Origin of the sequence: Amycolatopsis sp. NBRC 101858 (assembly GCF_030269325.1) — a bacterium.
GTDB lineage: Bacteria > Actinomycetota > Actinomycetes > Mycobacteriales > Pseudonocardiaceae > Amycolatopsis > Amycolatopsis ponsaeliensis.
Genome location: NZ_BSTD01000008.1, coordinates 459,676 through 482,891, shown reverse-complemented (window position 1 = coordinate 482,891; position 23,216 = coordinate 459,676). Strand labels below are relative to the sequence as shown.

Below are 23,216 nucleotides of genomic sequence, written 5' to 3'. Positions count from 1 at the left end.
GACGCCTATAGAGCGTCCGTGCCGCGCTCGCCGGTCCGTACCCGGATGACCGTCTCGACCGGGGTCACCCACAGCTTGCCGTCACCGATCTTGCCGGTGTGCGCGGCCGTGGTGATGGCCTCGAGGACCTTCTCCACGTTCGTGTCGTCGGTGACGACCTCGATCTTCAGCTTGGCCACGAAGTCCACGGAGTACTCGGCACCGCGGTAGACCTCGGTGTGGCCCTTCTGCCGGCCGTAGCCCTGGACCTCGCTGACCGTCATGCCCAGCACGCCCAGCTGCTCCAGTGCGGAGCGGACGTCGTCGAGCGTGAACGGCTTGACAATCGCCGTGATGAGCTTCATGCCTTGCTCTCCTCGAGTTTCGCGGCCGGGGTGGTCTTGACCGGAAGGATGGACGGAGCGCCACCGCCGGACAACCCGGTGAAGTCGTACGCGCTCTCCGCGTGCTGGGCCTCGTCGATGCCGCTGACCTCGTCCTCGGTGCTGACGCGGAAACCGCCCGCCTTCTTGATCGCGAAACCGATGATGAAGGACAGGATGAACGAGTACGCGAGCACCGCACCGGCGGCCGCGGCCTGACGACCCAGCTGGGTGAACCCGCCGCCGTAGAACAGGCCGTCGGCGCCGAGCGCGTTGACGCTCGTGGTGCCGAAGAAGCCGATCAGCAGCGTGCCGACGATACCGCCGACCAGGTGGACGCCCACGACGTCGAGCGAGTCGTCGAAACCGAACTTGAACTTGAGCGAGATGGCCAGCGCGCAGAGGACACCGGCGATCAGGCCGATCGCGATGGCCCCGAGCGGGCTCACGAAACCACACGCCGGGGTGATGGCGACCAGGCCGGCGACCGCGCCGGAAGCCGCGCCGAGGGTGGTCGGCTTGCCGAACTTCAGCTGCTCCACGATCAGCCAGCCGAGCACGGCGGCGGCGGTGGCGACGGTGGTGTTGGTGAACGCGACGGCGGCGAGGTCGTTGGCGGCCAGCGCCGAACCGGCGTTGAAGCCGTACCAGCCGAACCACAGGAGGCTGGCGCCGAGCAGCACGAACGGCACGTTGTGCGGGCGGCCGGTGTCCTTCGGCCAGCCCTTGCGCTTGCCGAGCACGAACGCCAGCGCGAGACCCGCGGCACCGGCGTTGATGTGGACCGCGGTACCACCGGCGAAGTCGAGTGCCTTGAGGTTGTTGGCGATCCAGCCGCCGACCGCGTTCTCGCCGACGAAGCCGTTGAAGGAGAACACCCAGTGCGCGACCGGGAAGTACACGACCGTCACCCAGATGACGACGAACAGCGTCCAGCCCCAGAACTTCGCGCGGTCGGCGATGGCGCCGGAGATCAGCGCGGGCGTGATGATGGCGAACATCAGCTGGAACATGACGAACGCGAGCACCGGCAGCGCATCCGTGCCGGGCCAGGCGACGGCCGGAGCCGAATCGGTGGCGGCGACCGCGAAGCCGGCGAGCTTCCCGAAGGTGTTCTCCAAGCCGGCGAAGTGGAAGTTACCGACGAGGCCGCCGAAGGCGTCGTCGCCGAAGGACATCGAGAAGCCGTACAGGGCCCAGAGCACCCCCACCACGGCCAGTGCGATGAAGTTCATCATCAGCATGTTCAGGACGCTCTTCGCGCGGACCATGCCGCCATAGAAGAATGCCAATCCCGGTGTCATGAGCATGACCAGCGCGGCGCTGGCCAGTACCCATGCGGTGTCTCCTGCGTTCAGCACATCGTCCTCCCGTGCCCTGGGTGTCCTGCGAAGGCAGTTTTGGCTCGCGGTGTTTCACGGGGCGGCGCGAGAGGTTTCGCCCGCGTGAACTGTCCGTGCCCGGTTGTTACGGCCAGGTTTCCCGGGACGTGTCCTGGAGTGTCTGGTTGCGTAACGTCGTGGTCGAATATCCCCATGACCTCCAGTGACCACGGGAATGACCCACTGCCACCCTTGGTCGTGGAGGCGTTGCGCTGTTCGGTGTGCGGTACACCGCTGGATGCCGTCGATCGCACGCTGCGTTGCGAAAACCGCCACTCTTTCGATCTAGCTCGCCAGGGTTACGTGAACCTGTTGCACGCGCGAATCCCGGCCGGGACGGCGGACACGGCGCCCATGGTCGCGGCCCGCGCGGACTTCCTGGCGTCGGACGCGTACCGGCCGCTCGCGGACGAGCTGGCCCGCGTGTGCGCGGAGGCGGACGGCCTCGTGATCGACGCGGGCGCCGGCACGGGCTACTACCTGGCGCACGTCCTGGACGCGGCGCCCGCGGCCTTCGGTCTCGCTTTGGATGTCTCGGCGGTAGCGCTGCGGCGCGCGGCGCGCGCCCACCCGCGCGTGGGCGCGGCGGTGTGGAACCTGTGGGAGCCGTGGCCGGTGGGCGACGGGGTGGCATCGGCGGTGCTGAACGTCTTCGCGCCGCGCAACGGGCCGGAGTTCCACCGCGTCCTGCGGCCCGGAGGGTTGCTGACGGTCGCGTCCCCGGCTCCGGACCACCTCCGCGAGCTGGGCGACCTGGTGCTGTCGGTGGACGACCGCAAGGAGGAGCGCCTGGACAGCACGCTCGGCGAGCACTTCGCCCGCACCGGCCGGACGGAGGTCCGCAGGACGGCGCAGCTGACCCCGCGGCAGATCCGTCAGGCGGTGGAGATGGGCCCGACGGCCTTCCATCTCGACCGTGGCGACCGGCGTGCCCGCCTGGACGCGCTGACGGAACCCCAGGCGGTGACGGTGTCGTTCACGGTCTCGACGTACCGGCGGCTGTGAGGCGTCCGGCTTTTGGCCGCGGACGAACGGCCTCGCACGCCATGCGGGCGGATCGCCGAGATCTGGAAGGCTGGGTGAGGTGAAGCCCGACTGGACCGCCCCCGCGACCCTGCTCGCGGACCCGGAGTGGGTACGCGCCCGCATCGGCGGCGCGGCCAAGCTCTACGGCTGCGCCCGGCCGGAGGTCCTCGGCACGATCTGGTGGTATTCGCTGTCATCGGTGCTGGTGGCCCCGGCGCTGGAGAGCCTGGCGGCCGCGACGGACAGCGCAGCGAGCCCAGCACCGGCCGGCCGAGCGGAACGCCCGGCGGCGGCGGACTCGGCCGTAGCTGGCTCGACTGCGGCGGGCTCGGCTACGGCGGGCACGGCTACGGCGAACTCGGCCGCGGAGCGCACGGCTGCGGGCTTGGCCGCGGCGGGCTCGGCTGCAGCGGGCACGGCCGCAGCGGGCACGGCCGCGGAGCGACCGGCTGCGAAGCGCTCGGCGGCGGGCTCAGCTGCGGCGGGCTCGGTACCACCCGGCCAAGCGCAGCACTCGGCAAGCGCCCCGACGGCAAACCCGGCACCACCCGATCGACCCGCCGCCGGCCGGCCTCCGCGGCTCGTACTGGCCGACCCGTCGCTCGATGCCATGGAGATCGACCTCCTCGCCGACGGCCGGTTCCTCGGTGCCCGCTCCACCCGCGCCCTCATCGGCGGGCTGCCCGAGCTGGGCGCCGCGTTCGGCGAGGCGCTCGGGGCCGCCATCACCACGATCGCCGCCGTCACCGGCGCTCGGGCGCGCGCCCTCGGCGCCATCGCCGCCGACTCGATCGGCAACCGGCTGCTGTGGACGCCCGACCCCGAGCGCGCGATGGCCCTCGCCGAACCGCTCGTGGCCGCGATCGGCCTGGGCCTGCCGAAGCCGCGCTTCGTGCGCGTCGGCCGGACGCCTGCCGTGCGCCGCGCGTCGTGCTGCCTGATCTACGAGGTCGGCAACCCGAAGTGCGTGAGCTGCCCGCGCCAGACGCCCGCCGAGCGCGACGCACGGCTTCGCGCCGCCCTGGGCTGACGCACCTCAGTCGAGGACGGCCAGCTCCAGCCCGCGCAGCCGCTCCGGGTCGGCGATGACGTCGATGCCGGTGATCCGGTCGCCGTCCACCAGGAACGCCAGGACGACCGACAGCCGCCCCTCGCGCACCCACAGCAGCCCGGGCGAGCCGTCGACGAGGGCCAGCTCGCTGGCCCGAGCCCGCTCGGACGCCAGCACCGCGCCCTTGCGCACGTTCTCGACGCCACGCAGCACGACCGGCGCCGGGCTCGGGCCGACGAACCGGTCCGCACGCAGCACCACGTCCGGGTCGAGGAGCGCGAGCAGCGCTTCGAAGTCGCCACCCCGCGACGCGGCCAGGAACGCCTCGACGACCTTGCGCCGCCGCGGCAGGCCCGCGTCCGCCGCGGTGCCGCCCTTGACCCGCCGCCGGGCCCGGCTCGCGAGCTGCCGGGCCGCCGCCGGGGTCTTGTCGATCATCGGCGCGATCTCGTCGAACGGCACTGCGAACATGTCGTGCAGCACGAACGCGACCCGTTCGGCCGGCGCCAGCGCGTCGAGCACCACGAGCAGCGCCAGCCCGACCGAATCGGTCAGCTCCGCTTCCTGCTCAGGATCCCGGCGGTCCTCGCCCTGCTCGGGCCGGCCGTCCAGAGGCTCCTCGCGGTGGTTGCGACGCGTCCGGAGCATCGACAGGCACACCCGCGCGACGACAGTCGTCAGCCACGCGCCGACGTTCTCGACCTCACCCGTGTCGGTGCGGTCGAACCGCAGCCAGGCTTCCTGGAGAGCGTCGTCGGCCTCGCTCGCCGAACCGAGCATCCGGTAGGCGACCGCCCGCAGCCGCGGGCGCTCCCGCTCGAACCGTTCGGTCAGCGTGTCCACCGTTTCCCATCCCCTTCGCGCCGCAGTCGTAGCAGTAGACCCCGCGACGACGGCCGATGTGACGAGAACGCCTGGACACCCCCGAGTGATCTGAGTCATCCAGGACGGGCACGTGACCACGCACCCGCTCAACTTCCCATGTACCGCCCTCCTCGGCTCGAACCACGTCTCTCCCGCCGGTTCCCCCGCCATGTTCCAGCTCCACGAAATCCGCGGGGTGATCCGGGAGTACAGCCCCGGCCCGACCAGGCCGGTCCGTTCCACGGGCTCGTCCGCGTCGCCGTACACCCGGATCTCCCGGGCGACGAACGGCTGCAGCGACACCAGGTCGTCCACCACGATCGCGACCTTCCGGCGGCCGGCGGCGACGTTCCGGAACTTGCGGGTCGCCGCCACCGCCGCGCCGACTCCGCCGACCCAGAAGTGTTCGCCGTCGAATTCGAACGCGAGCGGGACGACGTCCGGCTGCTCACCCGCGCCGAGCGTGGCGACGCGGGCGAGCGGCTGCGAACGCAGGTAGGCGATCTCTTCGGCGGTGAATGTCATGAGCGCTCCTCGTCACGATCCGGATCCACCCGCTACACGAATACGCGGCACCCGGATCGACAGCTCAGAGCACGCAGAACTCGTTGCCCTCCGGGTCCGCCATCAAGATGTGGTCCGGGCGGCCGTCCAGCTCGTACTCCTGCACCACCGTCGCGCCGGCCGCGGTGAGCCGGGCGACCGCTTCGACGACCCGCTCCCACCGCGTGTCCCACGGGACCTCACGCCCGCCGCCGGCCTGGACGTCCAGGTGCAAGCGGTTCTTCACGACCTTTCCCTCGGGCACCTTGAGGAAGCTCAGGTTCGGCAGCACGCCTTCCGGATCGGTCAGGTAGGCGCCGTCATCCCATTCGGTTTCGGGGACTCCGTGGTGCGCGAACCAGTCTTCCCAGCGGGCGAACCCGGCGGGTGGTGGCCGCTCGATGTAGCCGAGGGCCACCGCCCAGAACCTCGCCAGCGCGCGGGGCTCCGCGCAGTCCATCGTCAGAGTCCACCGCACCGTCACGGACGAAGCGTAGCCGCGAGAAGCGCCACCGCACCCTTCGCGACGGCGATTCCCCGTGCGGCAACGTGGTCTTCGTTCAACGGAGCGACCGGATCCGACACCATGACGCTGGTGACCAGCGAACGGCCGTCCGCGGTCCGTGCCAGGTAGTTCAAGGTCAGCACGCCGGGTTCGCTGCCGCCCTTGAACCAGACCTCCGGGAACTTCGCCCGGTCGAGTCCGAGGCCGCCGTCGTTCAGGGACAACGCGTGCCCGATCTCCGGCTGGTTCTCCTTCTGCAGCCCGGAGAAGGCGCGGCAAATGTCGTCCGGGGAACCGAACCACTCGATGTCGTCGATCTTCTCGGGCGCCTGCCAGCCCTGGAGACCGGTGAGCGGCAGGCGCTCCAGCCCGGCGACCGCCGCGGGACGCGCCCAGCGCGGCAGCGCCAGGTAGGCATCGGCGCGAGCCGGGTACTGCGTGGCCTTGAGCTCGAACATCGCCTTCGTGGTCAGGAACGGGATGTTCGCCGACGGCCGCTGGTTGCCGAACGCGGTGAGCTGCCGTTGCACGGCGTCCCGTCCGAGCCGGTGGATCAGGTGGTCGGTCGCGGTGTTGTCGCTGATCGAGATCATCTTGTCGGCGTACGCGGACAGCGGGAGCTGCGTGCCGGCCGGTTCGTTCTGCAACACCCCGGACGGCAGGCTCTTCCAGTCGTCGCGGATCGCCAGCTGCTCGCTCCAGGACGCCTTGTGGGCTGCGACCGCTTTGCCGAGCGCACCCAGGACGTAGAGCTTGAAGGCCGAGCCGAGCGGCCGCTGCACGTCGTCACTCACGCCGTGCACGTCCCGGCAGCGCCCGTCCGGGAGGATCTCCGACGCCCCGAACGACACGCGGGCGCCGAGCGCCGCGAGCTGCGCATCGACCTCCGTCCAAGACGCCGGGACCGGGTCGTCCGGGCTCGACCTGAGCCCGTCGATCAGCCCGGCCTGGTCGACGTGCAGGTCGAGCAGGTAGTCGTCGGCGGGTCCGTGCACCGCGGCCTGGACGTGGTCCGGAGCCTCGGTGACGATCTGTTCCAGTTCGATCGGGCCGAGCCGCGCGAGTGCGCCGTTGACTCCCGCCGTTCCGCCCACGGCGGTGAGCAGGACCTGGGCGATGTGCTCGCGTACCTCGGCATCGGACACCGGGACGCGCCCGGTCGCGTCGACCACCCACTCGAGCTGCTGCGTCGCCGTGGGCACTTCGGTGGCCTGGGCGGCCGGAGCCACCAATGGCACCAGGACCGCAACCACGGCCGCTGTCGCTGTCTTCATTCATCCCCCTGTGCTTCCGTCGTTTCCCCTTGATCACCGGCTACTGCTCGGGCGGCCGGATCCACAGCCCGGTCACCTTGCCGTTTTCCCGGTAGGTCACCTGCACGGTCCGCTCGCCGGCCTCGAACGCCAGCGGCATGTGGACGACCGTGTAGTCGCCTGTGGACCGTGCATACGGCTCCCCCATCCCTTCGTAACTGCCGACCGATCCGGCCACCTGCGCCCAGGCGAGCCGCAGCTCGTCCTCACCGACCGCCGCAAGCATCCGGTCGTCGAAGTCGCGCCGTACCTCGTGCCACTGGCAGCCCACGAGTTCCGCCACGAGCCCCTCGGCGCGGTGGATCACGTCCGGCGGCTTCAGCTCCGTCATGGACGCTCCGGTCGCCGGGTCGACCGGCCGGCCGAACCGCTGGAAGGCAGCCTGCCGGCTGGTGCCCAGCAGGTCGCCGAGCTCCTGCCAGGTGTGCCCGGCCGCCCTGGCCTCGTCCACGGCGTCCCGCAGTGTCGCTTCGGCATCGCGGACTTTTCGCAACGCCTCACCGACCGCGACCAAGGGCCCTCCCGGCACGACGTCAAGAGTGGATTGACGCGGCCGGGTTGTCAAGTCATTCTTTACGTGCGCTCGCTGCCGGCGGGCAGCGCTCCGACACGTGGCGTCGCAGTACTGGCGATTTCGGCCAGCTCCGCGCCGAGGTGGCAGCGGCTTGCCACACGAAGCACATTTCATACTTTCGAGTGTAGCGCACGGAATTCTAAAACGTGCTACGCTCGGCAGCACGAAATGGTCCCGCCCAGCACCTGAGAGGCGTGGCCATCCGAAGGGGAGGACGGTTACGGTGAGAACCGATGAGTGAACGCACCTGGGGCTTCCGCACCCGCGCACTGCACGCGGGCGGAACCCCCGATCCGGCGACCGGCGCGCGGGCTGTGCCGATCTACCAGACCACGAGCTTCGTCTTCGAGGACGCCGCCGACGCGGCGAACCTCTTCGCGCTGCAGAAGTACGGCAACATCTACAGCCGTATCGGAAACCCGACGGTGGCCGCGTTCGAGGAGCGGATCGCCAGCCTCGAAGGCGCGATCGGCGGCGTCGCCACCGCGAGCGGGCAGGCCGCGGAGTTCCTCACCTTCAGCGCGCTCACCGAGGCGGGCGACCACATCGTGTCGGCGAGCGGCCTCTACGGCGGCACGGTCACCCAGCTCACCGGCACGCTCAGGCGGTTCGGCGTGGAGACGACGTTCGTCAGCGGCGGCATCGACGACTACGCGGCCGCGATCACGGACCGGACCCGGCTGCTCTACACCGAGGTGATCGGCAACCCCCGCGGCGGCATCGCCGACCTCGCGGCGCTGGCGGATCTCGCGCATGCCCACGACATCCCGCTGGTGGTGGACGCGACGCTGGCGACGCCGTACCTGTGCCGGCCGATCGAGCACGGTGCCGACATCGTGCTGCACTCGGCGACGAAGTTCCTCGGCGGTCACGGGACGACGCTCGGCGGGATCGTCGTCGAGTCCGGGAAGTTCGACTGGGGCAATGGGAAGTTCCCGCGGATGACCGAGACCGTGGAGAGCTACGGCGGCCTGAGGTATTGGGAGAACTTCGGCGAATACGCGTTCTGCACCCGGCTGCGCGCCGAGCAGTTGCGGGACATCGGCGCGGTCCTCTCACCGCACTCGGCTTTCCTGCTGTTGCAAGGAGTAGAGACGCTCCCCCAGCGAATGGACGCGCACGTGGCCAACGCCCGGGCGGTCGCCGAGTACCTCGAAGCGGACCCGCGGGTGGCCTGGGTGTCGTATGCCGGGCTGCCTTCCCACGAGCACCACGATCTGGCGAAGAAGTACCTGCCGGCCGGGCCGGGCGCGGTGTTCTCGTTCGGCATCGACGGTGGCCGGGCGGCCGGCGAGAAGTTCGTCGAATCGGTGGAGCTGCTGTCGCACCTGGCGAACGTCGGGGACGCGCGGACGCTCGTGATCCACCCGGCCTCGACAACCCACGCCCAGCTGTCGGAGGACCAGCTCGCGGCCGCGGGCGTCGGCCCCGACCTGATCCGGCTGTCGATCGGGCTGGAGGACGTCGAAGACATCCTCTGGGACCTCGACCAGGCACTGGGCAAGGCGGTGGCCGGATGACCTACGCGGTGGGAGCCGTCGAACGGCGCGCGATCCTCAACCGGACGAAGTCGGTGACGCTGGTGGGCGCGTCCGCCAACCCGGCGCGGCCCAGCTACTTCGTGGCGACGTACCTGCTCTCGTCGACGCGCTACGAGGTCAACTTCGTCAACCCGCGGCTGGACACCCTGTTCGGGAAGCCGGTGTACGCGTCGATCAAGGACGTACCGGGAGAACCGGATCTGGTCAGCGTGTTCCGGAAGCACGACGACCTGCCCCAGGTGGCCGAAGAGGTGATCGACGCCGGCGCGCGGACGCTGTGGCTGCAGCTCGGGCTCTGGCACGAGCCGGTGGCCGACCGCGCGCGAGAGGCCGGGCTGGATGTCGTGATGAACCGGTGCGTGAAGATCGAACACGCGCGCTTCGCCGGCGGGCTCCACCTGGCCGGGTTCAACACCGGCGTGATCAGCTCCCGGAGGCAGTCGGCACCCTAGGGAAGAGAACGCGCGTTCCCGCTGTTGGCCGGGGTATGACCGAAACTCTGGGGATCACCCTGTCCGGTGGCCCGACGGCGCTCCTCGAGCTGGGCGGAGTCCGGCTGCTCACCGATCCGACCTTCGATGCGCCCGGCGACCACTCGATCGGCAACCGCGTGCTGGTCAAGACCGAGGACTCCGTGCTGACCGAAGACGCGGTCGGCGTGGTGGACGCGGTCCTGCTGTCTCACGACCAGCATCCCGACAACCTGGACGACCGGGGCCGGGCCTACCTCGGGACGGTGCCGCTGACGCTGATCACGCCCAGCGGGGCCGAGCGGCTGGGCGGGACCGCGCGGGGGCTGAAGCCGTGGGAGGAGACGCAGGTCGGACCGTTGACGGTCACCGCCGTCCCCGCGCTGCACGGGCCGGAGGGCGCCGAGCCGACGACCGGCGAGGTCACCGGGTTCGTGCTGAGCGGCGACGGCCTGCCGACGGTGTACGTCAGCGGGGACAACGCGTCGGTCGAGCTGGTGCGGGAGATCGCGTCGCGGTTCCGCGTGGACATCGCGGTGCTGTTCGCCGGCGCCGCCCGGACGGCGCTGTTCGACGGCGCTCCCCTGACACTCACCAGCGCGAACGCCGCCGAAGCGGCAAAGGTGCTCGACGCGGCGAAGGTGGTGCCACTGCACTTCCGCGGCTGGCAACACTTCAGCGAAGGACCGGACACGCTGCGAAGGGAGTTCGAAGCGTCGGGCCTCACCGACCGCCTCGTGCTGCTCGAACCCGGCCAGCGCGCGGAGATCTGACCCGGCGCCATGAGCACGAGGGAGGACGAGCGCCTGCCTGGAACGCGCCTGGCGTGAGCCAAGGCGGACCGAGGCTAGGGCTGCAGTCAGGTCGGACGTGCGCGACACGAGCGGAGCGGCAAGGGCGCCGATGTGTCCTCGCGGGCGCGAGGCGAGGGGCCGTCTCGGGGCGAACGTGAGCCACACAAAGTGGAGCGGCACGGGTCGGCCGCAGTCCGGCGGTGCCTCCTCCCCGGGTGCGCAATCGACCGGCTCGCGCCCGTGAGAGGCTGGTGGCATGGCCAAACCGACTCCGCTGCAGTTCCGGAACATCCTCGTCGCCGTGCTGGCGGCGGCGGGCTTCGTCTGGAGCATTGTCGTCGGGCTGCAGTGGTGGGTCAGCGCCATCATCGGGTGCGCCTGTGTCCTGTCGCTGGCCTCCGCCTACCTCAACCGGCCGGACGCGGGCTGAGCGCGAGCCGCCGGGAAAGCCGAGCGGCTCGCGTCGCCTTATCGTGTCTTGGCGAAGCGCGCCTTCACGTTGGTTCGGCCCGCCTCGGTGAGCCGGCCGTACAGGCGCAGCCTGGCCAGCCCGCCGTCCGGGTAGATGTCCAGGCGGGCCTCCGTGACCTCCGGGCCGTCCTTCAGTGCGAACCGGTGGCGGGTGTCCGGCTGCAGGCGGGTCTTCGGCAACAGCGGGACCCACTCGCCGTACGTGTCGCGGCCGCTGACCGATGCCCAGCCCGGGGCGTTGCCCTTGAGGTTGCTCGTGTCCAGTTCGGCGAACCGGATGATGCCCGCGCCCGCGAGACGGAGCGTCAGCCAGTCGTTGCCGTCGTCGCGGCGGCGGGCCGTCTCCCAGCCCTCGGCCTGGTGCGCCGCCAGCCCGGGCGAGAGCACGTTGTTCGGCGATGAATAGAACTTGTTGCTGCACCCGGTGACCAGGGCGCCGTTCTCCAGGGCCGCCAAGTCGAGCGCGTCCAGGTCCAGCAGGTCCGGGTCCGGGATCGGGGCGCCGTGCACGCGCAGGCGCGCCACTCCGCCGTCCGGGTGCTGGGTCAGCCGGACGTGGGTGTACCGGCGGGAACCGTTGATCGCGTAGAAGTTCTCCGTGTGGCCGGCCGCCGGGGCGCGGTCGACCAGGATGTCCCAATCCACCGTCGCCAGTTCAGCCGCCGACGGGTAACCCGGTACCGACGCCGCCTCGACCGAGACGAACGGCGGGTAGTTGCCCTTGAAGAACGCCGTGTCGACGATGACGCCGGTGACCGTGCCGGCCAGGCCGAGCCGCACCACGGCCTGGTCGTCGCCCGGCTCGCGGTGGCGGCGGGTCTCCCAGCCGTCGTAGACCTGGCCCTTCGGGCCGAACGTCTCGGCGCGGTGCGCCGGCGTCCACGGGTTGACCAGGTTCTCCTTCTCCGCGAACAGCTCGTCGGTCGCCCACATCACCGTCCCGCCGAAGCGGCGCGACGCGAGGTCGGGCAGTTCTGTCCACTCAGGACGATCAGACGACAACACAGCCTCCATTTCAGCAGTCCCCCCGGGTCAGCAACGCGCCGCAGGGCTCGTCGCCGGTGATTTCGGTGCCCCGCAACCACGTCGAGCGCACGACGCCGGCGAGCGGCCGCCGGTCGTACGCGCTGACCGGGTTGCGGTGCTTCAGCTTCGCGACGTCGACCACGAACGCCTCATCCGGTGCGAACACACAGAAGTCGGCGTCGTAGCCCACCGCGAGATGTCCCTTGCGGCGCATCCCGGCCTGCGCGGCCGGGCGTTCGGCCATCCAGCGGATGACGTCGGTGAGCGCGAACCCGCGTTGCCGCGCCTGCGTCCAGATCGCCGGCAGCCCCAGCTGCAAGCTGGAGATCCCGCCCCATGCGAGGCCGAAATCGCCGCTGTCGAAGCGTTTCAGCTCCGGCGTGCACGGCGAATGGTCGCTGACGATGGTGTCGATCACGCCCTCGGCCAGCCCTTGCCAGAGCAGCTCGCGGTTGGCCGCCTCCCGGATCGGCGGGCAGCACTTGAACTGCGTCGCGCCGTCGCGGATCTCCTCGGCGATGAAGCTGAGGTAGTGCGGGCAGGTCTCGGCCGTCAGCGCCACCCCGTCGCGGCGCGCCGAAGCGACCAGTGGCAGGGCCTCCGCCGAAGACAGGTGCAGGATGTGCGCGCGGGCGTCGTTGCGGCGGGCCGCCTCGATGACGTGCGTGATCGCGAGGTTTTCCGCCGCACGCGGCCGCGAGTGCAGAAAGTCGACATAGCGACCGCCGTGCGGTTCCGGCGCGGAGTCGATCTCGTGCGCGTCTTCGGCGTGGACGATCATCAGCGCGTCGAAGGAACTCAGCTCCCGCAACGCTTCGTCGAGGCCGGCCGGATCCAGCGGCGGGAACTCGTCGACGCCCGAGTGGAGCAGGAAGCACTTGAAGCCGAACACCCCGGCGTCGTGCAGCCCGCGCAGATCCCCGACGTTGCCGGGGATCGCGCCGCCCCAGAACCCGACGTCGACGTGGACGCGGCCAGTCGCCGCCTTGCGCTTGACCTCCAGGGCCGCGACGTCGACCGTCGGGGGCAGGCTGTTGAGCGGCATGTCCACGATCGTGGTCACCCCGCCCGCGGCGGCCGCGCGGGTCGCCGTCTCGAAGCCTTCCCACTCGGCGCGGCCGGGATCGTTGACGTGGACGTGCGTGTCGACGAGCCCGGGCAGCAGCACGACGTCGTCGCCGAGGTCGAGCACGTGGTCGCCGGACAGCGCGGCGCCGCCGGGTTCGACCGCGACGATCCGGCCGCCGTCGACACCGACGGTCGCCGGAACCTCGCCCTCTGCCGTGACAGCCCGGGCCGCGCGCACCACAAGATCCATCCGAAAACCCTTCTCCGGGAGGATTGAACCACCGCCGATTTCGCAGTACGGAAAGGCGGTTTCGCACAACGACAGTAACCACGGCGCGCGCCGCTCGTCAACGACGGACGCGGCATGCTGCCGATCCGGGCGAAAGCAGGCGGAGACGGCCCGAAGCCAACCCGCTCACTACACCTGTTCCGCCGTGGCTGCCGGTCGGATTGGCAGCCACGACACAGTACGGTCATCCTCGTGCGGCTTGAAGCGGAGTTCACCAGCGAACCGTTCCGTGGCGAGGGTTCGCCGCCCGAGCACGCACTCGCCGCGCGGGACGCCGCCGCGGAAGCGGGGCTGGAGACCGACTTCGGGCCGCTCGGGACGCTCGTCCGCGGCGAAGCGAAGGAGCTGTACGACGCGCTCCCGGCGATCGCGAAGGCCGCGCTGGACAACGGCGCGACGCAGGTGACGCTGCAGGTGCGCCGGCTCGCAGCAGACGGGGGCAGCGACCTGCCCGCGGCGGGCCATGACGGCCTGACGACCGGCGAGCCTGGACACGCTCGGGCAGCCGACGGCCCGGGACACGTCGCGGCAGCCAGCGAGCCGGGCCACGTCCCGGCGACCGGCGAGCCCGGCCACGTCGCGGCGGCCGGCGAGCCCGGCCACGTCGCCGCAGCCAGCGAGCCCAGCCACGTCGCGGCGGCCGATGGGCCGGTCGTCGAACTGCACGATGCGCTCGCCCGGCTGATCGCCGATGTCGAACGCGAACTCGGCGCCCCCCTGGGTGAACTCGATCGGGCCGGCAAGCAGCGGGCCGTCCGGCTGCTGCGGGAACGTGGAGCCTTCGGCCTGCGGAAATCCGTCTCCTCGGTGGCCGACGCGCTGGGGGTCACGCGGTTCACCGTCTACAACTACCTCAACCGGGAAGCCGACTGACCAGGGCTTTCAACAAAATGTTGACGGAACTCCGGCGTCGACGTACGGTCAGCGGGACGCCACTCACGAGGAGTTCCCCGTGCCGCTCACCCTCACCGACTTCAACGCCGCCGGCGCCGATGACGTCCGTCCGGCGCTGGCCGCCTGTCTTGCCGTCCCCCGCTGGGTGGACGCGATTCTCGACCGCCGGCCCTACGCCGACCTGGACGCGCTGACCGCCGCCGCGAACCTGCCGTTGAGCAGTGACGAGATCCGGCAGGCCATGGCCGCCCATCCCCGGATCGGGGAAAAGCCGAAGCAGCAGGGCACCGAGGGCGACTGGTCGCGATCGGAACAGTCCGGTGTGGACAACGCCGACGCTTTCGCCGCCGCGAATGCCCAGTACGAAGCCAAGTTCGGGCACGTCTACCTCGTCTGCGCCAGCGGCCGCAGCGGGGACGAACTGCTGAGGATCCTCGAAAGCCGGCTGGGCAACGACCCCGCGACCGAACTGGCCGTCGCCGGGCGGGAACTGCTGAAGATCGCCGAACTCCGACTCGCGAAAGCGGTGACCGCGTGAGCCTCGTGACCACCCACGTCCTCGACACGGCGACCGGACGCCCCGCGCCGGGGATCGCCGTCCGGTTCGAGACCGCCGAGGGGAAGCCGATCGCCGACGGGCGCACCGACGACGACGGCCGGATCCGTGACCTCGGCCCCGAAACCCTGGACCCCGGCGCGTACCGGCTGGTCTTCGACACCGGCGCCTACCTGGGCCCGGACGCCTTCTTCCCGGAGGTGGCCCTCACCTTCCGGATCTCCGACGGCGCCGCGCACCACCACGTGCCGCTCCTGCTCAGCCCGTTCGCCTATTCGACCTACCGAGGGAGCTGAACCGTGGCCATCACCCTGGGCCCCAACCAGTACGGCAAGGCGGAGGTCCGCCTGGTGACGGTGCGCCGCGACGGCCCCGTGCACCACCTCAAGGACCTCACCGTGTCGACGTCGCTGCGCGGCGAGCTCGCCGCGACGCACCTCACCGGCGACAACGCGGGCGTGCTCGCGACCGACACGCAGAAGAACACCGTGTACGCCTTCGCGAAGGAGGCGCCGGTCGGCGAGATCGAGGACTTCGCGCTGCGCCTGGGGCGGCACTTCACCGGCACCCAGGGGAACATCACCGGCGCGCGGATCAAGGTCGACGAGCACGGCTGGGACCGGATCGCCGTCGGCGGCGAGCCGCACGATCACGCGTTCAGCCGCTCCGGCGACGAACGGCGCACCACGGCCGTGACGATCCGGGACGGCCGCGCGTGGGTCGTGTCCGGCATCGACGGCCTGACGCTGCTCAAGTCGACCGGCTCGGAGTTCCACGGCTTCCCGCGCGACCAGTACACGACGCTCGCCGAGACCGACGACCGGATCCTCGCGACGGCGGTCACGGCGAAGTGGCGCTACCAGGGCGAGGGCATCGACTGGGCCGAGAGCCACCGCGAAATCCGGCGGCTGATGCTCGAGACGTTCGCGACGAAGCACAGCCTTTCGCTGCAGCAGACGCTCTACGCGATGGGCGAGGCCGTGCTGCAGGCGCGCGAAGAGATCGCCGAGGTGCGGCTGTCGCTGCCGAACAAGCACCACTTCCTGGTGGACCTGAGCCCGTTCGGGCTGAAGAACGCCAACGAGGTGTTCTACGCGGCGGACCGGCCGTACGGCCTGATCGAGGGCACGATCCTGCGCGACGACGCCCAGGACCCGGGCCCGGCCTGGGACATCCACTAGCCGCCGACGCCCGGATTGATAGAGCGTTCTATCAATCCGGGCGTATCGTGACGTCGTGGCAGGGACCAAGGAACGCATCATGGCCGCCGGCGCGGAACTGTTCCGGCGCAACGGCTACAGCGGCACCGGGCTCAAGCAGATCGTCACCGAGGCGAATGCCCCCTTCGGGTCGCTCTACCACTTCTTCCCCGGGGGCAAGGAGCAGCTCGGCCAGGAGGTCATCCGCACCTCCGGCCTGGCCTACATCCAGCTCTTCGACCTCTTCATCGCGCCCGCCCCGGACCTGATCAGCGGAATCGAAGCCTTCTTCGCCGCCGGGATCGCGACGCTCCAGGCCACCGACTACGTCGAAGGCTGCCCGATCGCCACCGTCGCGCTCGAGGTCGCCAGCACCAACGAACCGCTGCGGGAAGCCACCGCGGACGTCTTCACCGCCTGGATCGAGGCCGGGACCGAGAAGTTCGCGAAGTTCGGGCTGAGCCAGGAGGCCGCCCGGACGCTCACCATCTCCGTCGTCAACAGCCTCGAAGGCGCGTTCGTCCTCTGCCGCGCGCTCCGGGACACCGAGGCCATGGCCGTCGCGGGCGCGACCAGCGTCGACATCGCCAAGCGACTTCAGGGCGAGCAACTTTAGTCGGTAATCCAACAAGAATACTCAACATGGCGCTTGACCGCGCAGCATCGGACATCGAAGCTACACGGTGCTGGTCAACAGTGGTCTAGTCCTCCTGCCTCAAACACCGTCGTTCGGTTGGAGCCGCCATGCGCCGATTCCTCGCCGTCTTCGCCACCGCCGTCGCCGCCGTCGGACTCGTCAGCCCGTCCGCGGAAGCCCTGGAGAACGGGCTCGCGAGAACCCCGCCGATGGGCTGGAACACCTGGAACACCTTCGAGTGCAACATCAACGAGACCCTGGTCAAGCAGACCACCGACCTCATGGTCAGCTCCGGGATGCGCGACCGCGGCTACACCTACGTCAACCTCGACGACTGCTGGATGACCCGCAACCGCGACGCCGCGGGCAACCTCGTCGCCGACCCCGCGAAGTTCCCCAGCGGCCTCAAGGCCCTCGGCGACTACATCCACGCGCGCGGGATGAAGTTCGGCATCTACGAGAGCGCCGGCACCGAGACCTGCCAGCACTACCCCGGCAGCCTCGGCCACGAGCAGACCGACGCGAACAGCTACGCGAGCTGGGGCGTCGACTACCTCAAGTACGACAACTGCGGCAGCCCGGCCGGCGAAACCCAGCAGGACTACGTCCGCCGCTACTCCGCCATGCGTGACGCGCTGAAGGCCACCGGCCGCCCGATCGCCTACAGCATCTGCGAATGGGGCAACTTCAACCCCTCGACCTGGGCGCCGGACGTCGGCAACCTCTGGCGCACCACCGGCGACATCACCAACAACTGGGGCAGCATCGACTCGCTCTACCGCCAGAACGTCGGCCTCGCTTCGGCCGCGAAGCCCGGCGCCTGGAACGACCCCGACATGCTCGAGGTCGGCGACGGCATGGACTTCCAGGAGGACCGCGCCCACTTCACGCTCTGGGCCGCGATGGCCGCACCTTTGATCGCGGGCGCCGACCTGCGCTCCGCCAGCGTCGCCACCTTCTCGACCTACCTCAATGGCGACGTCATCGCCGTCGACCAGGACCCGCTCGGCAAGCAGGCCACCCGCATCAGCACCGGAAACGGCCTGGACGTCCTCGCGAAACCGCTCCAAGGCGGGGACGTCGCCGTCGTGCTGTTCAACGAGAACAGCACCACGAAGACCGTCTCGACGACGGCCGCCGCGGCCGGGCTGCCCAGCGCGTCGAACTACCGGCTGACCAACCTCTGGTCGAAGGAGCTGACCACGAGCACCGGCACGATCAGCGCGAACGTCCCGTCGCACAGCACCGTCATCTACCGGGTGAAGGCCAACGCGAGCGGCAGCAGCATCGACACCGCCCACCCGCTGCCAGGCGCGTCGTCGTCCCGCTGCATCGACATCAACGGCAACGTCACCACGCCCGGCACCAAGGTCGACATCTGGGACTGCGACGGCGGCCCGAACCAGTCCTGGACGTTCACCAGCGCAGGTGAGCTGAAGGCCAACGGCCTGTGCCTGGACGCCGACGGCGGCAGCAGCGCCGCCGGGACCAAGCTCATCGTCTGGACCTGCCACGGCGGTGCGAACCAGAAGTTCAAGCTCGCGCCGGACGGCTCGATCACCCAGGCCGGGCTCTGCGTAGACGTCACCGGCGGCGACAAGCCCGCCGGCAACGTCAACGGCATCCAGCTCGAGCTCTGGGGCTGCAACGACGACGCCAACCAGAACTGGCAGCTCAAGTAGCGGTGAGGTGCTCCGGCCGCACCGGGACGCGCGTGAGCGCGAGCCCGGTCGCGGCCCGGATCGCCGCCACGATCGCCGGGGTCGACGAGATCGTCGGCGGCTCCCCCACCCCGCGCAGGCCGTACGGCGCGTGCGGGTCCGGGCGCTCCAGGACGTCGATGCTCATCGGCGGCATGTCCAGAACCGTCGGGATCAGGTAGTCGGTGAAGGAGGGGTTCCGGATCTTCCCGCCGGAAGTCTGGATCTCCTCCATCACCGCGAGCCCGAGCCCCTGCGCCGAACCGCCCTGGATCTGGCCCAGCACGGCCTGCGGGTTCAGCGCCTTGCCGACGTCCTGGGCGCAGTCCAGCGCGACCACCTTGACCAGGCCCAGCTCGGTGTCGACGTCGACGACCGCCCGGTGCGCGGCGAACGCGTACTGCACGTGGGCGGTGCCCTGGCCGGTTTCCGGATCCAGGCCGGTGGTGGGCCGGTGCCGCCACTCGACCGTCTCGTCGTGGACGTCGTCGGCGAGGACGTCCACCAGGTCGGCGAGCACCTGGCCGTCGGCCGCGACGAGCTTGCCGCCGACCACGCGCACCTTCGCGTCGAACCGGGAAAGCAGGCGCGCCCGCACCGCCACGCAAGCCGCTTGGACCGCGCCGCCGGTGACGTAGCTCTGGCGTGACGCCGACGTCGACCCGCCGTTGCCGATCGAGGTGTCCATCGGCAGGACCGTCACCTGCTCGACGCCCAGCTCGGTGCGGACGATCTGCTGCATGATCGTCACCAGGCCCTGGCCGACCTCGCAGGCCGCGGTGTGCACGGTCGCCGCCGGCTCGCCGCCGACCAGCTGCAGGCGCACGCGGGCCGTCGAGTAGTCGTCGAAGCCTTCGGAGAAGCAGACGTTCTTGATCCCGACGGCGTACCCGACCCCGCGCACGACGCCTTCGCCGTGCGTCGTGTTGGACACCCCGCCCGGCATGTGCCGCAGGTCGAACGGCCGTTCCGGCGGCATCGGCTTGTCCCGCACCAGCCCCAGCAGCTCGGCGACCGGGGCCGCGGAGTCGACGACCTGGCCGGTCGGCATCAAGTCGCCTTCGCTCATCGCGTTGCGGACGCGGATCTCGACCGGGTCCAGCCCGCAGGCCTCAGCGAGCTTGTCCATCTGGGACTCGTAGCCGAACGCCGCCTGCACCGCGCCGAAGCCGCGCATCGCGCCGCACGGCGGGTTGTTCGTGTAGGTGCCCCAGCAGTCCACCGAGACACTGTCCACTGTGTACGGTCCGACGCCGAGCGTCGCGGCGTTCGCGACGACCGCGCCCGTCGAGGACGCGTACGCGCCGCCGTCGAGGTACAGGCGCGTGCGCACGTACACGAGACGCCCGTCGCGAGTGGCGCCGTGCTCGTAGTACATCTTCGCCGGGTGACGGTGGACGTGACCGTAGAAGGACTCTTCGCGGTTGTAGACCATCTTCACCGGCTTGCCGGTGTGCAGCGCCAGCAGGCAGGCATGCACCTGCATCGACAGGTCCTCGCGGCCGCCGAACGCGCCGCCAACGCCACCGAGCGTGAGCCGCACCTTCTCGACCGGCAGGCCCAAAGCGGCGACGATCTGCTGCTGGTCGACGTGCAGCCACTGCGTCGCGACGTACAGGTCGACGCCGCCTTCCGTGTCCGGCACCGCGAGCCCCGACTCCGGCCCGAGGAACGCCTGGTCCTGCATGCCGACCTCGTAGACGCCCGAAACGACGACGTCGGCCGTGACGTCCTGAGCGCCGTGGCGGATCTTCACGTGCCGCACGACGTTCCCGCCGGAGTGCAGCGAAGGCCCTTCGCCCGCGACAGCCGCTTCGGAGTCCGTCACCGGAGAAAGCTCTTCGTAGGAAACGACGATCCTCTTCATCGCGCGGCGCGCGGTCTCCGGGTGGTCGGCGGCGACCAGCGCGACCGGTTCGCCCTGGTAACGCACGACGTCGGACGCGAGCACCGGCTGGTCGGAGTGCTCCAGGCCGTACCGGTTGACGCCCGGGACGTCCTCGTGCGTCAGCACCGCGTAGACCCCGGGCACCTTGAGGGCTTCGGTGATGTCGATGCCGGTGATGCGCGCGTACGGGTGCGGGCTGCGTAGCGTCACGCCCCACACCATGTCCTCGTGCCACAGATCCGAGGAGTACGCGAACTCGCCGCGGACCTTCACGATGCCGTCGGGGCGCTGCGGCGATGTGCCGACGCCGTCGACCGTCTGTGTGCTGACGGTGGTGGTCATCGGGCCTCCCGCAGTCGAGCGCTCGCCGCCGCCAGCTCGGACGCGATCTCGGACTCGTCCGCTTCGCGCAACGTGCCGTCCTCGACGACGGCCTTGCCGCCGACGAACAGCCGCCGCACCGGCGGCGTGGTGCCCAGCACCAGCGCCGCGACCGGGTCGGTGATCCCGGCGTAGTTCAGGCCGGTCAGGTCCCAGACGGCGAGGTCGGCGAGCTTCCCGGGTTCGATCGACCCCAGGTCGTCCGCGCGGCCCAGGCAGCGCGCGCCGCCCAGGGTGCCCATCCACAACGCTTCGCGCGTGGTCAGCCCACGCGGGCCGCCGCGCTGGCGGGCCTGCAGCAACGCCTGGTGCAGCTCTTCGCCGAGGCCGCCGGACTCGTTGGACGCGGCCCCGTCGGCGCCGAGCCCGACCGGGACACCGGCGTCGAGCAGGGCGCGGACCGGGGCGATGCCCGCGCCGATCCGGCCGTTGGACGTCGGGCAGTGCGCCGAGCCGGTGCCGGTGGCGCCGAAGCGGCGGATCGCCTCGGGCGCGAGGTGGATGGTGTGTGCGAGCCAGACGTCGTCGGCGAGCCAGCCGAGCTTGTCGGCGTACTCGGCGGGCGTGCAGCCGACCTCGGCGAGGCACTGCTGCTCCTCGTCGAGGGTCTCGGCCAGGTGCGTGTGGAGCCGCACGCCCTTGCTGCGCGCCAGGTCGGCCGCGCCGGACATCAGCCGCTCGGTGACCGAGAACGGCGAGCACGGGCCGACGGCGATCTGCAGGTGCGCTTCCGGCGAGTCGTCGTGGAAACGGCCGATCGCCGCTTCCGTGCCGGTCAGCGCCTCCTCGGTGGTCTCGACGAGGTTGTCCGGCGGCAGCCCGCCGTCGGACTCGCCGCGGTCCATCGACCCGCGCACGACGTGCAGCCGGACACCGATCCGCTGCCGGGCCGACGCCAGCGCGGCGACCTGGTCACCGCCGTCGCGAGGGAAGACGTAGTGGTGGTCGGCGACGGTGGTGCAGCCGGTCAGGGCGAGCCGGGCCATCCCGGCCGTGCCCGCGGCGTGCGTGATCTCCGCGTCGAGCCGGCCCCAGACCGGGTAGAGCGCGACCAGCCACTCGAAGAGCGTGTGGTCGGCGGCCATCCCGCGGGTCGCCCACTGGTAGAGGTGGTGGTGGGTGTTGATCAGGCCGGGCGTGACCAGGCAGCCCGACGCGTCGACGCGCTCGTCGAACTCGCCCGTGTAGACGCCTTCGCCGACTTCGGCGATCCGGTCGTTCTCGACGACGACGTACCCGTTGGCGTACTCCTCGCCGCTGACCGTGGCGACCGCCCCGCCGGTGATGAGCGTCCTCACGCGACTGTGTCCTTTCCAACAGGACCCTTCGCGACGGCGCGCACCGCGTCGAGGATCTTCTCGTAGCCGGTGCAGCGGCACAGGTTGCCGGCCAGGGCTTCGCGGATCTCCTCGTCACTCGGATCGGGGACGCGGTTCAGCAGATCGTGCGCCGCGACGACCAGGCCCGGCGTGCAGAACCCGCACTGGACCGCCCCGGCGTCCACAAAGGACTGCTGGACGGGGTCGAGCGTGGCGCCGTCGGCCAGCCCCTCGACCGTGCGCACCACGCGGCCCTCGGCCTGCCCGGCCGCGACCAGGCAGGCGCACACCGGGACGTCGTCGAGGTAGACCGTGCAGGAGCCGCATTCGCCCTGCTCACAGGCGTTCTTCGAGCCCGGCAGGCCGAGCCGTTCCCGCAGCACGTAGAGCAGGCTTTCGCCTTCCCAGACGTCGTCCGCCTGCCGCTGTTCGCCGTTGATCGTGACATTCAGGCGCATGCGCGCTCCCCCGTCCGGTGGTCGTCCCAGGCCCAGGTCAACGTACGCCGCGCGAGCACCGACAGCGCGTGCTTGCGGTAGGCGGCGCTGCCGCGGACGTCGTCGATCGGCGACGTCGCTTCGGCCACCAGGTCGCCGAAGCGACGCTTCAGGGAGTCGGGCAGCGCGTCGGCCGAGCCCCACGGCAGTTCGGCGGCCAGGAACTCTTCGGCGGCCTTCGCCCGGCGCGGGGTGGGCGCGGCGGACCCGATGGCGGCACCGACCGTGCCGTCGCGCAGGGCGAGCGCGAACGAGCAGACCGCGATGACCATGGCGTTGCGCGTCCCGACCTTGGCGAACTGCTGCGGCCCGGCGTGCGCGGGCAGGTGCACGGCGGTGATCAGCTCGTCCGGGTCGAGCGCGTGCCGTTTCACGCCGACGTAGAACTCCTCCGCGCGGAGGATCCGGGTCCCCCGGACGGAGGCCACCTCGATCCGCGCGTCGAGGGCGAGCAGCACCGGGTGAGTGTCGCCGGCGGGCGAAGCAGCGCCGAGGTTGCCGCCGACCGTGCCGCGGTTGCGGATCTGGGGTGACCCGACCGTGCGCGACGCCATGGCCAGCGCCGGGATCGATTCACCCAGCTCGGCGATGACGCGGGAGTACGGGACGCCGGCACCGAGCCGGACCGTCCCGTCCGAGTGATCCACAGTGGACCACTCCGTCAGCTCCCCGACCGTGGCCAGGTCCAGCAGGGCCTCGGGACGCCGGTGGTCGAAGTTCAGCTCGACCATGACGTCGGTGCCGCCGGCGATCGGCACGGCGCCGGGCCGCTCGGCCTTGAGGGCCAGTGCCTCGGCGAGCGTCGCGGGACGCAGGAACTCCAAGGTTGCTCCTTCGTGAGGGCGATAGACCAGTAGACGCCCAAC

The 23,216-nt window shown here is 70.8% G+C and carries 24 protein-coding genes and 1 pseudogene; 12 read left to right on the top strand and 13 right to left on the bottom strand.

Going from position 1 to position 23,216, the window contains the following annotated elements; all coding sequences use genetic code 11:
- Nucleotides 1-5 precede the first annotated feature (5 nt).
- Together QSK39_RS49395 and QSK39_RS49390 are read right to left on the bottom strand one after the other, a co-directional pair.
- Nucleotides 6-344, bottom strand: coding sequence for a P-II family nitrogen regulator (locus QSK39_RS49395; protein ID WP_086855863.1), 339 nt, complete (start codon nt 342-344; stop codon nt 6-8).
- Entirely contained in the window at nt 341-1,723 is a 1,383-nt protein-coding gene (locus QSK39_RS49390) for an ammonium transporter (protein ID WP_285484781.1), read from the bottom strand. The genes QSK39_RS49395 and QSK39_RS49390 overlap by 4 nt, the downstream gene beginning before the upstream one ends.
- A gap of 174 nt (nt 1,724-1,897) precedes the next feature.
- Between QSK39_RS49390 and QSK39_RS49385 the strand changes: the two genes are divergently transcribed.
- Entirely contained in the window at nt 1,898-2,749 is an 852-nt protein-coding gene (locus QSK39_RS49385; RefSeq protein WP_353051128.1) for a putative RNA methyltransferase, read from the top strand.
- Between the two features lie 406 nt (nt 2,750-3,155).
- A complete protein-coding gene (locus tag QSK39_RS53220; RefSeq protein ID WP_502873389.1) occupies nt 3,156-3,800 on the top strand; it encodes a (2Fe-2S)-binding protein in 645 nt (214 codons plus the stop codon).
- Between the two features lie 6 nt (nt 3,801-3,806).
- Here QSK39_RS53220 and QSK39_RS49370 read toward each other — a convergent pair whose 3' ends face one another.
- The 5 genes and pseudogenes from QSK39_RS49370 to QSK39_RS49350 all read right to left on the bottom strand — a co-directional run bounded on the left by QSK39_RS49370 (nt 3,807) and on the right by QSK39_RS49350 (nt 7,575).
- Nucleotides 3,807-4,664 carry a sigma-70 family RNA polymerase sigma factor gene (locus QSK39_RS49370; RefSeq protein ID WP_285484974.1) on the bottom strand — a complete coding sequence of 286 codons (858 nt, stop codon included), beginning with the start codon at nt 4,662-4,664 and terminating at the stop codon, nt 3,807-3,809.
- A 201-nt stretch (nt 4,665-4,865) separates the two neighbouring features.
- Nucleotides 4,866-5,210: pseudogene (locus QSK39_RS49365) on the bottom strand (PPOX class F420-dependent oxidoreductase); the annotation flags it as partial.
- 64 nt (nt 5,211-5,274) lie between these two features.
- Nucleotides 5,275-5,688 (bottom strand): VOC family protein, encoded by a 414-nt coding sequence (locus tag QSK39_RS49360; RefSeq protein ID WP_285484973.1) that lies wholly within the window; start codon nt 5,686-5,688, stop codon nt 5,275-5,277.
- Nucleotides 5,689-5,708: 20 nt separating this feature from the next.
- Nucleotides 5,709-7,007, bottom strand: a complete 1,299-nt coding sequence (locus QSK39_RS49355) for a serine hydrolase (RefSeq protein ID WP_285484779.1) — start codon at nt 7,005-7,007, stop codon at nt 5,709-5,711.
- A 40-nt stretch (nt 7,008-7,047) separates the two neighbouring features.
- A complete protein-coding gene (locus QSK39_RS49350) occupies nt 7,048-7,575 on the bottom strand; it encodes a DUF3887 domain-containing protein (protein WP_285484778.1) in 528 nt (175 codons plus the stop codon).
- A 278-nt stretch (nt 7,576-7,853) separates the two neighbouring features.
- Between QSK39_RS49350 and QSK39_RS49345 the strand changes: the two genes are divergently transcribed.
- The 4 genes from QSK39_RS49345 to QSK39_RS49330 all read left to right on the top strand — a co-directional run bounded on the left by QSK39_RS49345 (nt 7,854) and on the right by QSK39_RS49330 (nt 10,855).
- Nucleotides 7,854-9,140, top strand: coding sequence for an O-acetylhomoserine aminocarboxypropyltransferase/cysteine synthase family protein (locus QSK39_RS49345; protein WP_285484777.1), 1,287 nt, complete (start codon nt 7,854-7,856; stop codon nt 9,138-9,140).
- Entirely contained in the window at nt 9,137-9,613 is a 477-nt protein-coding gene (locus QSK39_RS49340; protein ID WP_285484776.1) for a CoA-binding protein, read from the top strand. Before QSK39_RS49345 ends, QSK39_RS49340 begins: the two co-directional genes overlap by 4 nt.
- A 35-nt stretch (nt 9,614-9,648) precedes the next feature.
- Nucleotides 9,649-10,404: an MBL fold metallo-hydrolase gene (locus QSK39_RS49335; RefSeq protein WP_285484775.1), complete on the top strand. Its 756-nt coding sequence runs from the start codon at nt 9,649-9,651 to the stop codon at nt 10,402-10,404.
- 277 nt (nt 10,405-10,681) lie between these two features.
- On the top strand, nt 10,682-10,855 hold the full coding sequence (locus QSK39_RS49330) for a hypothetical protein (protein ID WP_285484774.1): 174 nt from the start codon (nt 10,682-10,684) through the stop codon (nt 10,853-10,855).
- A 38-nt stretch (nt 10,856-10,893) separates the two neighbouring features.
- Here QSK39_RS49330 and alc read toward each other — a convergent pair whose 3' ends face one another.
- Entirely contained in the window at nt 10,894-11,910 is a 1,017-nt protein-coding gene (gene alc, locus QSK39_RS49325; RefSeq protein ID WP_285484773.1) for an allantoicase, read from the bottom strand.
- 1 nt (nt 11,911) lies between these two features.
- Nucleotides 11,912-13,240, bottom strand: coding sequence for an allantoinase AllB (gene allB / locus QSK39_RS49320; protein WP_285484772.1), 1,329 nt, complete (start codon nt 13,238-13,240; stop codon nt 11,912-11,914).
- 510 nt (nt 13,241-13,750) lie between these two features.
- On the opposite strand from allB, the gene QSK39_RS53380 reads away from it, so the two are divergent.
- The 6 genes from QSK39_RS53380 (at nt 13,751) to QSK39_RS49290 (ending at nt 18,247) form a co-directional block, all read left to right on the top strand.
- Nucleotides 13,751-14,152 (top strand): helix-turn-helix domain-containing protein, encoded by a 402-nt coding sequence (locus tag QSK39_RS53380; protein WP_502873388.1) that lies wholly within the window; start codon nt 13,751-13,753, stop codon nt 14,150-14,152.
- A 79-nt stretch (nt 14,153-14,231) separates the two neighbouring features.
- Entirely contained in the window at nt 14,232-14,711 is a 480-nt protein-coding gene (uraD, locus tag QSK39_RS49310) for a 2-oxo-4-hydroxy-4-carboxy-5-ureidoimidazoline decarboxylase (protein ID WP_285484771.1), read from the top strand.
- Nucleotides 14,708-15,025 carry a hydroxyisourate hydrolase gene (uraH, locus tag QSK39_RS49305; protein ID WP_285484770.1) on the top strand — a complete coding sequence of 106 codons (318 nt, stop codon included), beginning with the start codon at nt 14,708-14,710 and terminating at the stop codon, nt 15,023-15,025. The genes uraD and uraH overlap by 4 nt, the downstream gene beginning before the upstream one ends.
- A gap of 3 nt (nt 15,026-15,028) precedes the next feature.
- The gene (gene pucL, locus QSK39_RS49300) at nt 15,029-15,910 is read left to right on the top strand and encodes a factor-independent urate hydroxylase (RefSeq protein WP_285484769.1); all 882 of its coding nucleotides are present in this window, start codon (nt 15,029-15,031) and stop codon (nt 15,908-15,910) included.
- Nucleotides 15,911-15,965: 55 nt separating this feature from the next.
- Complete coding sequence (locus tag QSK39_RS49295) at nt 15,966-16,544, top strand: TetR/AcrR family transcriptional regulator (RefSeq protein WP_502873380.1); 579 nt, start codon at nt 15,966-15,968, stop codon at nt 16,542-16,544.
- 128 nt (nt 16,545-16,672) lie between these two features.
- Nucleotides 16,673-18,247 (top strand): glycoside hydrolase family 27 protein, encoded by a 1,575-nt coding sequence (locus tag QSK39_RS49290; RefSeq protein WP_285484768.1) that lies wholly within the window; start codon nt 16,673-16,675, stop codon nt 18,245-18,247.
- Here the strand turns inward: QSK39_RS49290 and pucD are convergent.
- From pucD to QSK39_RS49270, 4 genes are read right to left on the bottom strand one after another with little or no spacing between them, the layout of a single operon-like run.
- Nucleotides 18,240-20,495, bottom strand: coding sequence for a xanthine dehydrogenase subunit D (gene pucD, locus QSK39_RS49285; protein WP_285484767.1), 2,256 nt, complete (start codon nt 20,493-20,495; stop codon nt 18,240-18,242). The genes QSK39_RS49290 and pucD overlap by 8 nt on opposite strands.
- Nucleotides 20,492-21,832, bottom strand: a complete 1,341-nt coding sequence (locus QSK39_RS49280) for an 8-oxoguanine deaminase (protein WP_285484766.1) — start codon at nt 21,830-21,832, stop codon at nt 20,492-20,494. The genes pucD and QSK39_RS49280 overlap by 4 nt, the downstream gene beginning before the upstream one ends.
- Nucleotides 21,829-22,311 (bottom strand): (2Fe-2S)-binding protein, encoded by a 483-nt coding sequence (locus QSK39_RS49275; protein ID WP_285484765.1) that lies wholly within the window; start codon nt 22,309-22,311, stop codon nt 21,829-21,831. The genes QSK39_RS49280 and QSK39_RS49275 overlap by 4 nt, the downstream gene beginning before the upstream one ends.
- Nucleotides 22,302-23,174 (bottom strand): FAD binding domain-containing protein, encoded by an 873-nt coding sequence (locus QSK39_RS49270; protein ID WP_285484764.1) that lies wholly within the window; start codon nt 23,172-23,174, stop codon nt 22,302-22,304. The genes QSK39_RS49275 and QSK39_RS49270 overlap by 10 nt, the downstream gene beginning before the upstream one ends.
- Between the last annotated feature and the right edge of the window lie 42 nt (nt 23,175-23,216).

What these genes read in the sequence shown, in the direction of transcription:
- QSK39_RS49395 (WP_086855863.1), bottom strand. Translation starts at nt 344, where the DNA reads ATGAAGCTCATCACGGCGATTGTCAAGCCGTTCACGCTCGACGACGTC.
- QSK39_RS49385 (WP_353051128.1), top strand. Translation starts at nt 1,898, where the DNA reads ATGACCTCCAGTGACCACGGGAATGACCCACTGCCACCCTTGGTCGTG.
- QSK39_RS49360 (WP_285484973.1), bottom strand. Translation starts at nt 5,688, where the DNA reads ATGGACTGCGCGGAGCCCCGCGCGCTGGCGAGGTTCTGGGCGGTGGCC.
- QSK39_RS49355 (WP_285484779.1), bottom strand. Translation starts at nt 7,007, where the DNA reads ATGAAGACAGCGACAGCGGCCGTGGTTGCGGTCCTGGTGCCATTGGTG.
- QSK39_RS49345 (WP_285484777.1), top strand. Translation starts at nt 7,854, where the DNA reads ATGAGTGAACGCACCTGGGGCTTCCGCACCCGCGCACTGCACGCGGGC.
- QSK39_RS49340 (WP_285484776.1), top strand. Translation starts at nt 9,137, where the DNA reads ATGACCTACGCGGTGGGAGCCGTCGAACGGCGCGCGATCCTCAACCGG.
- QSK39_RS49335 (WP_285484775.1), top strand. Translation starts at nt 9,649, where the DNA reads ATGACCGAAACTCTGGGGATCACCCTGTCCGGTGGCCCGACGGCGCTC.
- QSK39_RS49330 (WP_285484774.1), top strand. Translation starts at nt 10,682, where the DNA reads ATGGCCAAACCGACTCCGCTGCAGTTCCGGAACATCCTCGTCGCCGTG.
- alc (WP_285484773.1), bottom strand. Translation starts at nt 11,910, where the DNA reads ATGGAGGCTGTGTTGTCGTCTGATCGTCCTGAGTGGACAGAACTGCCC.
- allB (WP_285484772.1), bottom strand. Translation starts at nt 13,240, where the DNA reads ATGGATCTTGTGGTGCGCGCGGCCCGGGCTGTCACGGCAGAGGGCGAG.
- QSK39_RS49290 (WP_285484768.1), top strand. Translation starts at nt 16,673, where the DNA reads ATGCGCCGATTCCTCGCCGTCTTCGCCACCGCCGTCGCCGCCGTCGGA.
- pucD (WP_285484767.1), bottom strand. Translation starts at nt 20,495, where the DNA reads ATGACCACCACCGTCAGCACACAGACGGTCGACGGCGTCGGCACATCG.
- QSK39_RS49275 (WP_285484765.1), bottom strand. Translation starts at nt 22,311, where the DNA reads ATGCGCCTGAATGTCACGATCAACGGCGAACAGCGGCAGGCGGACGAC.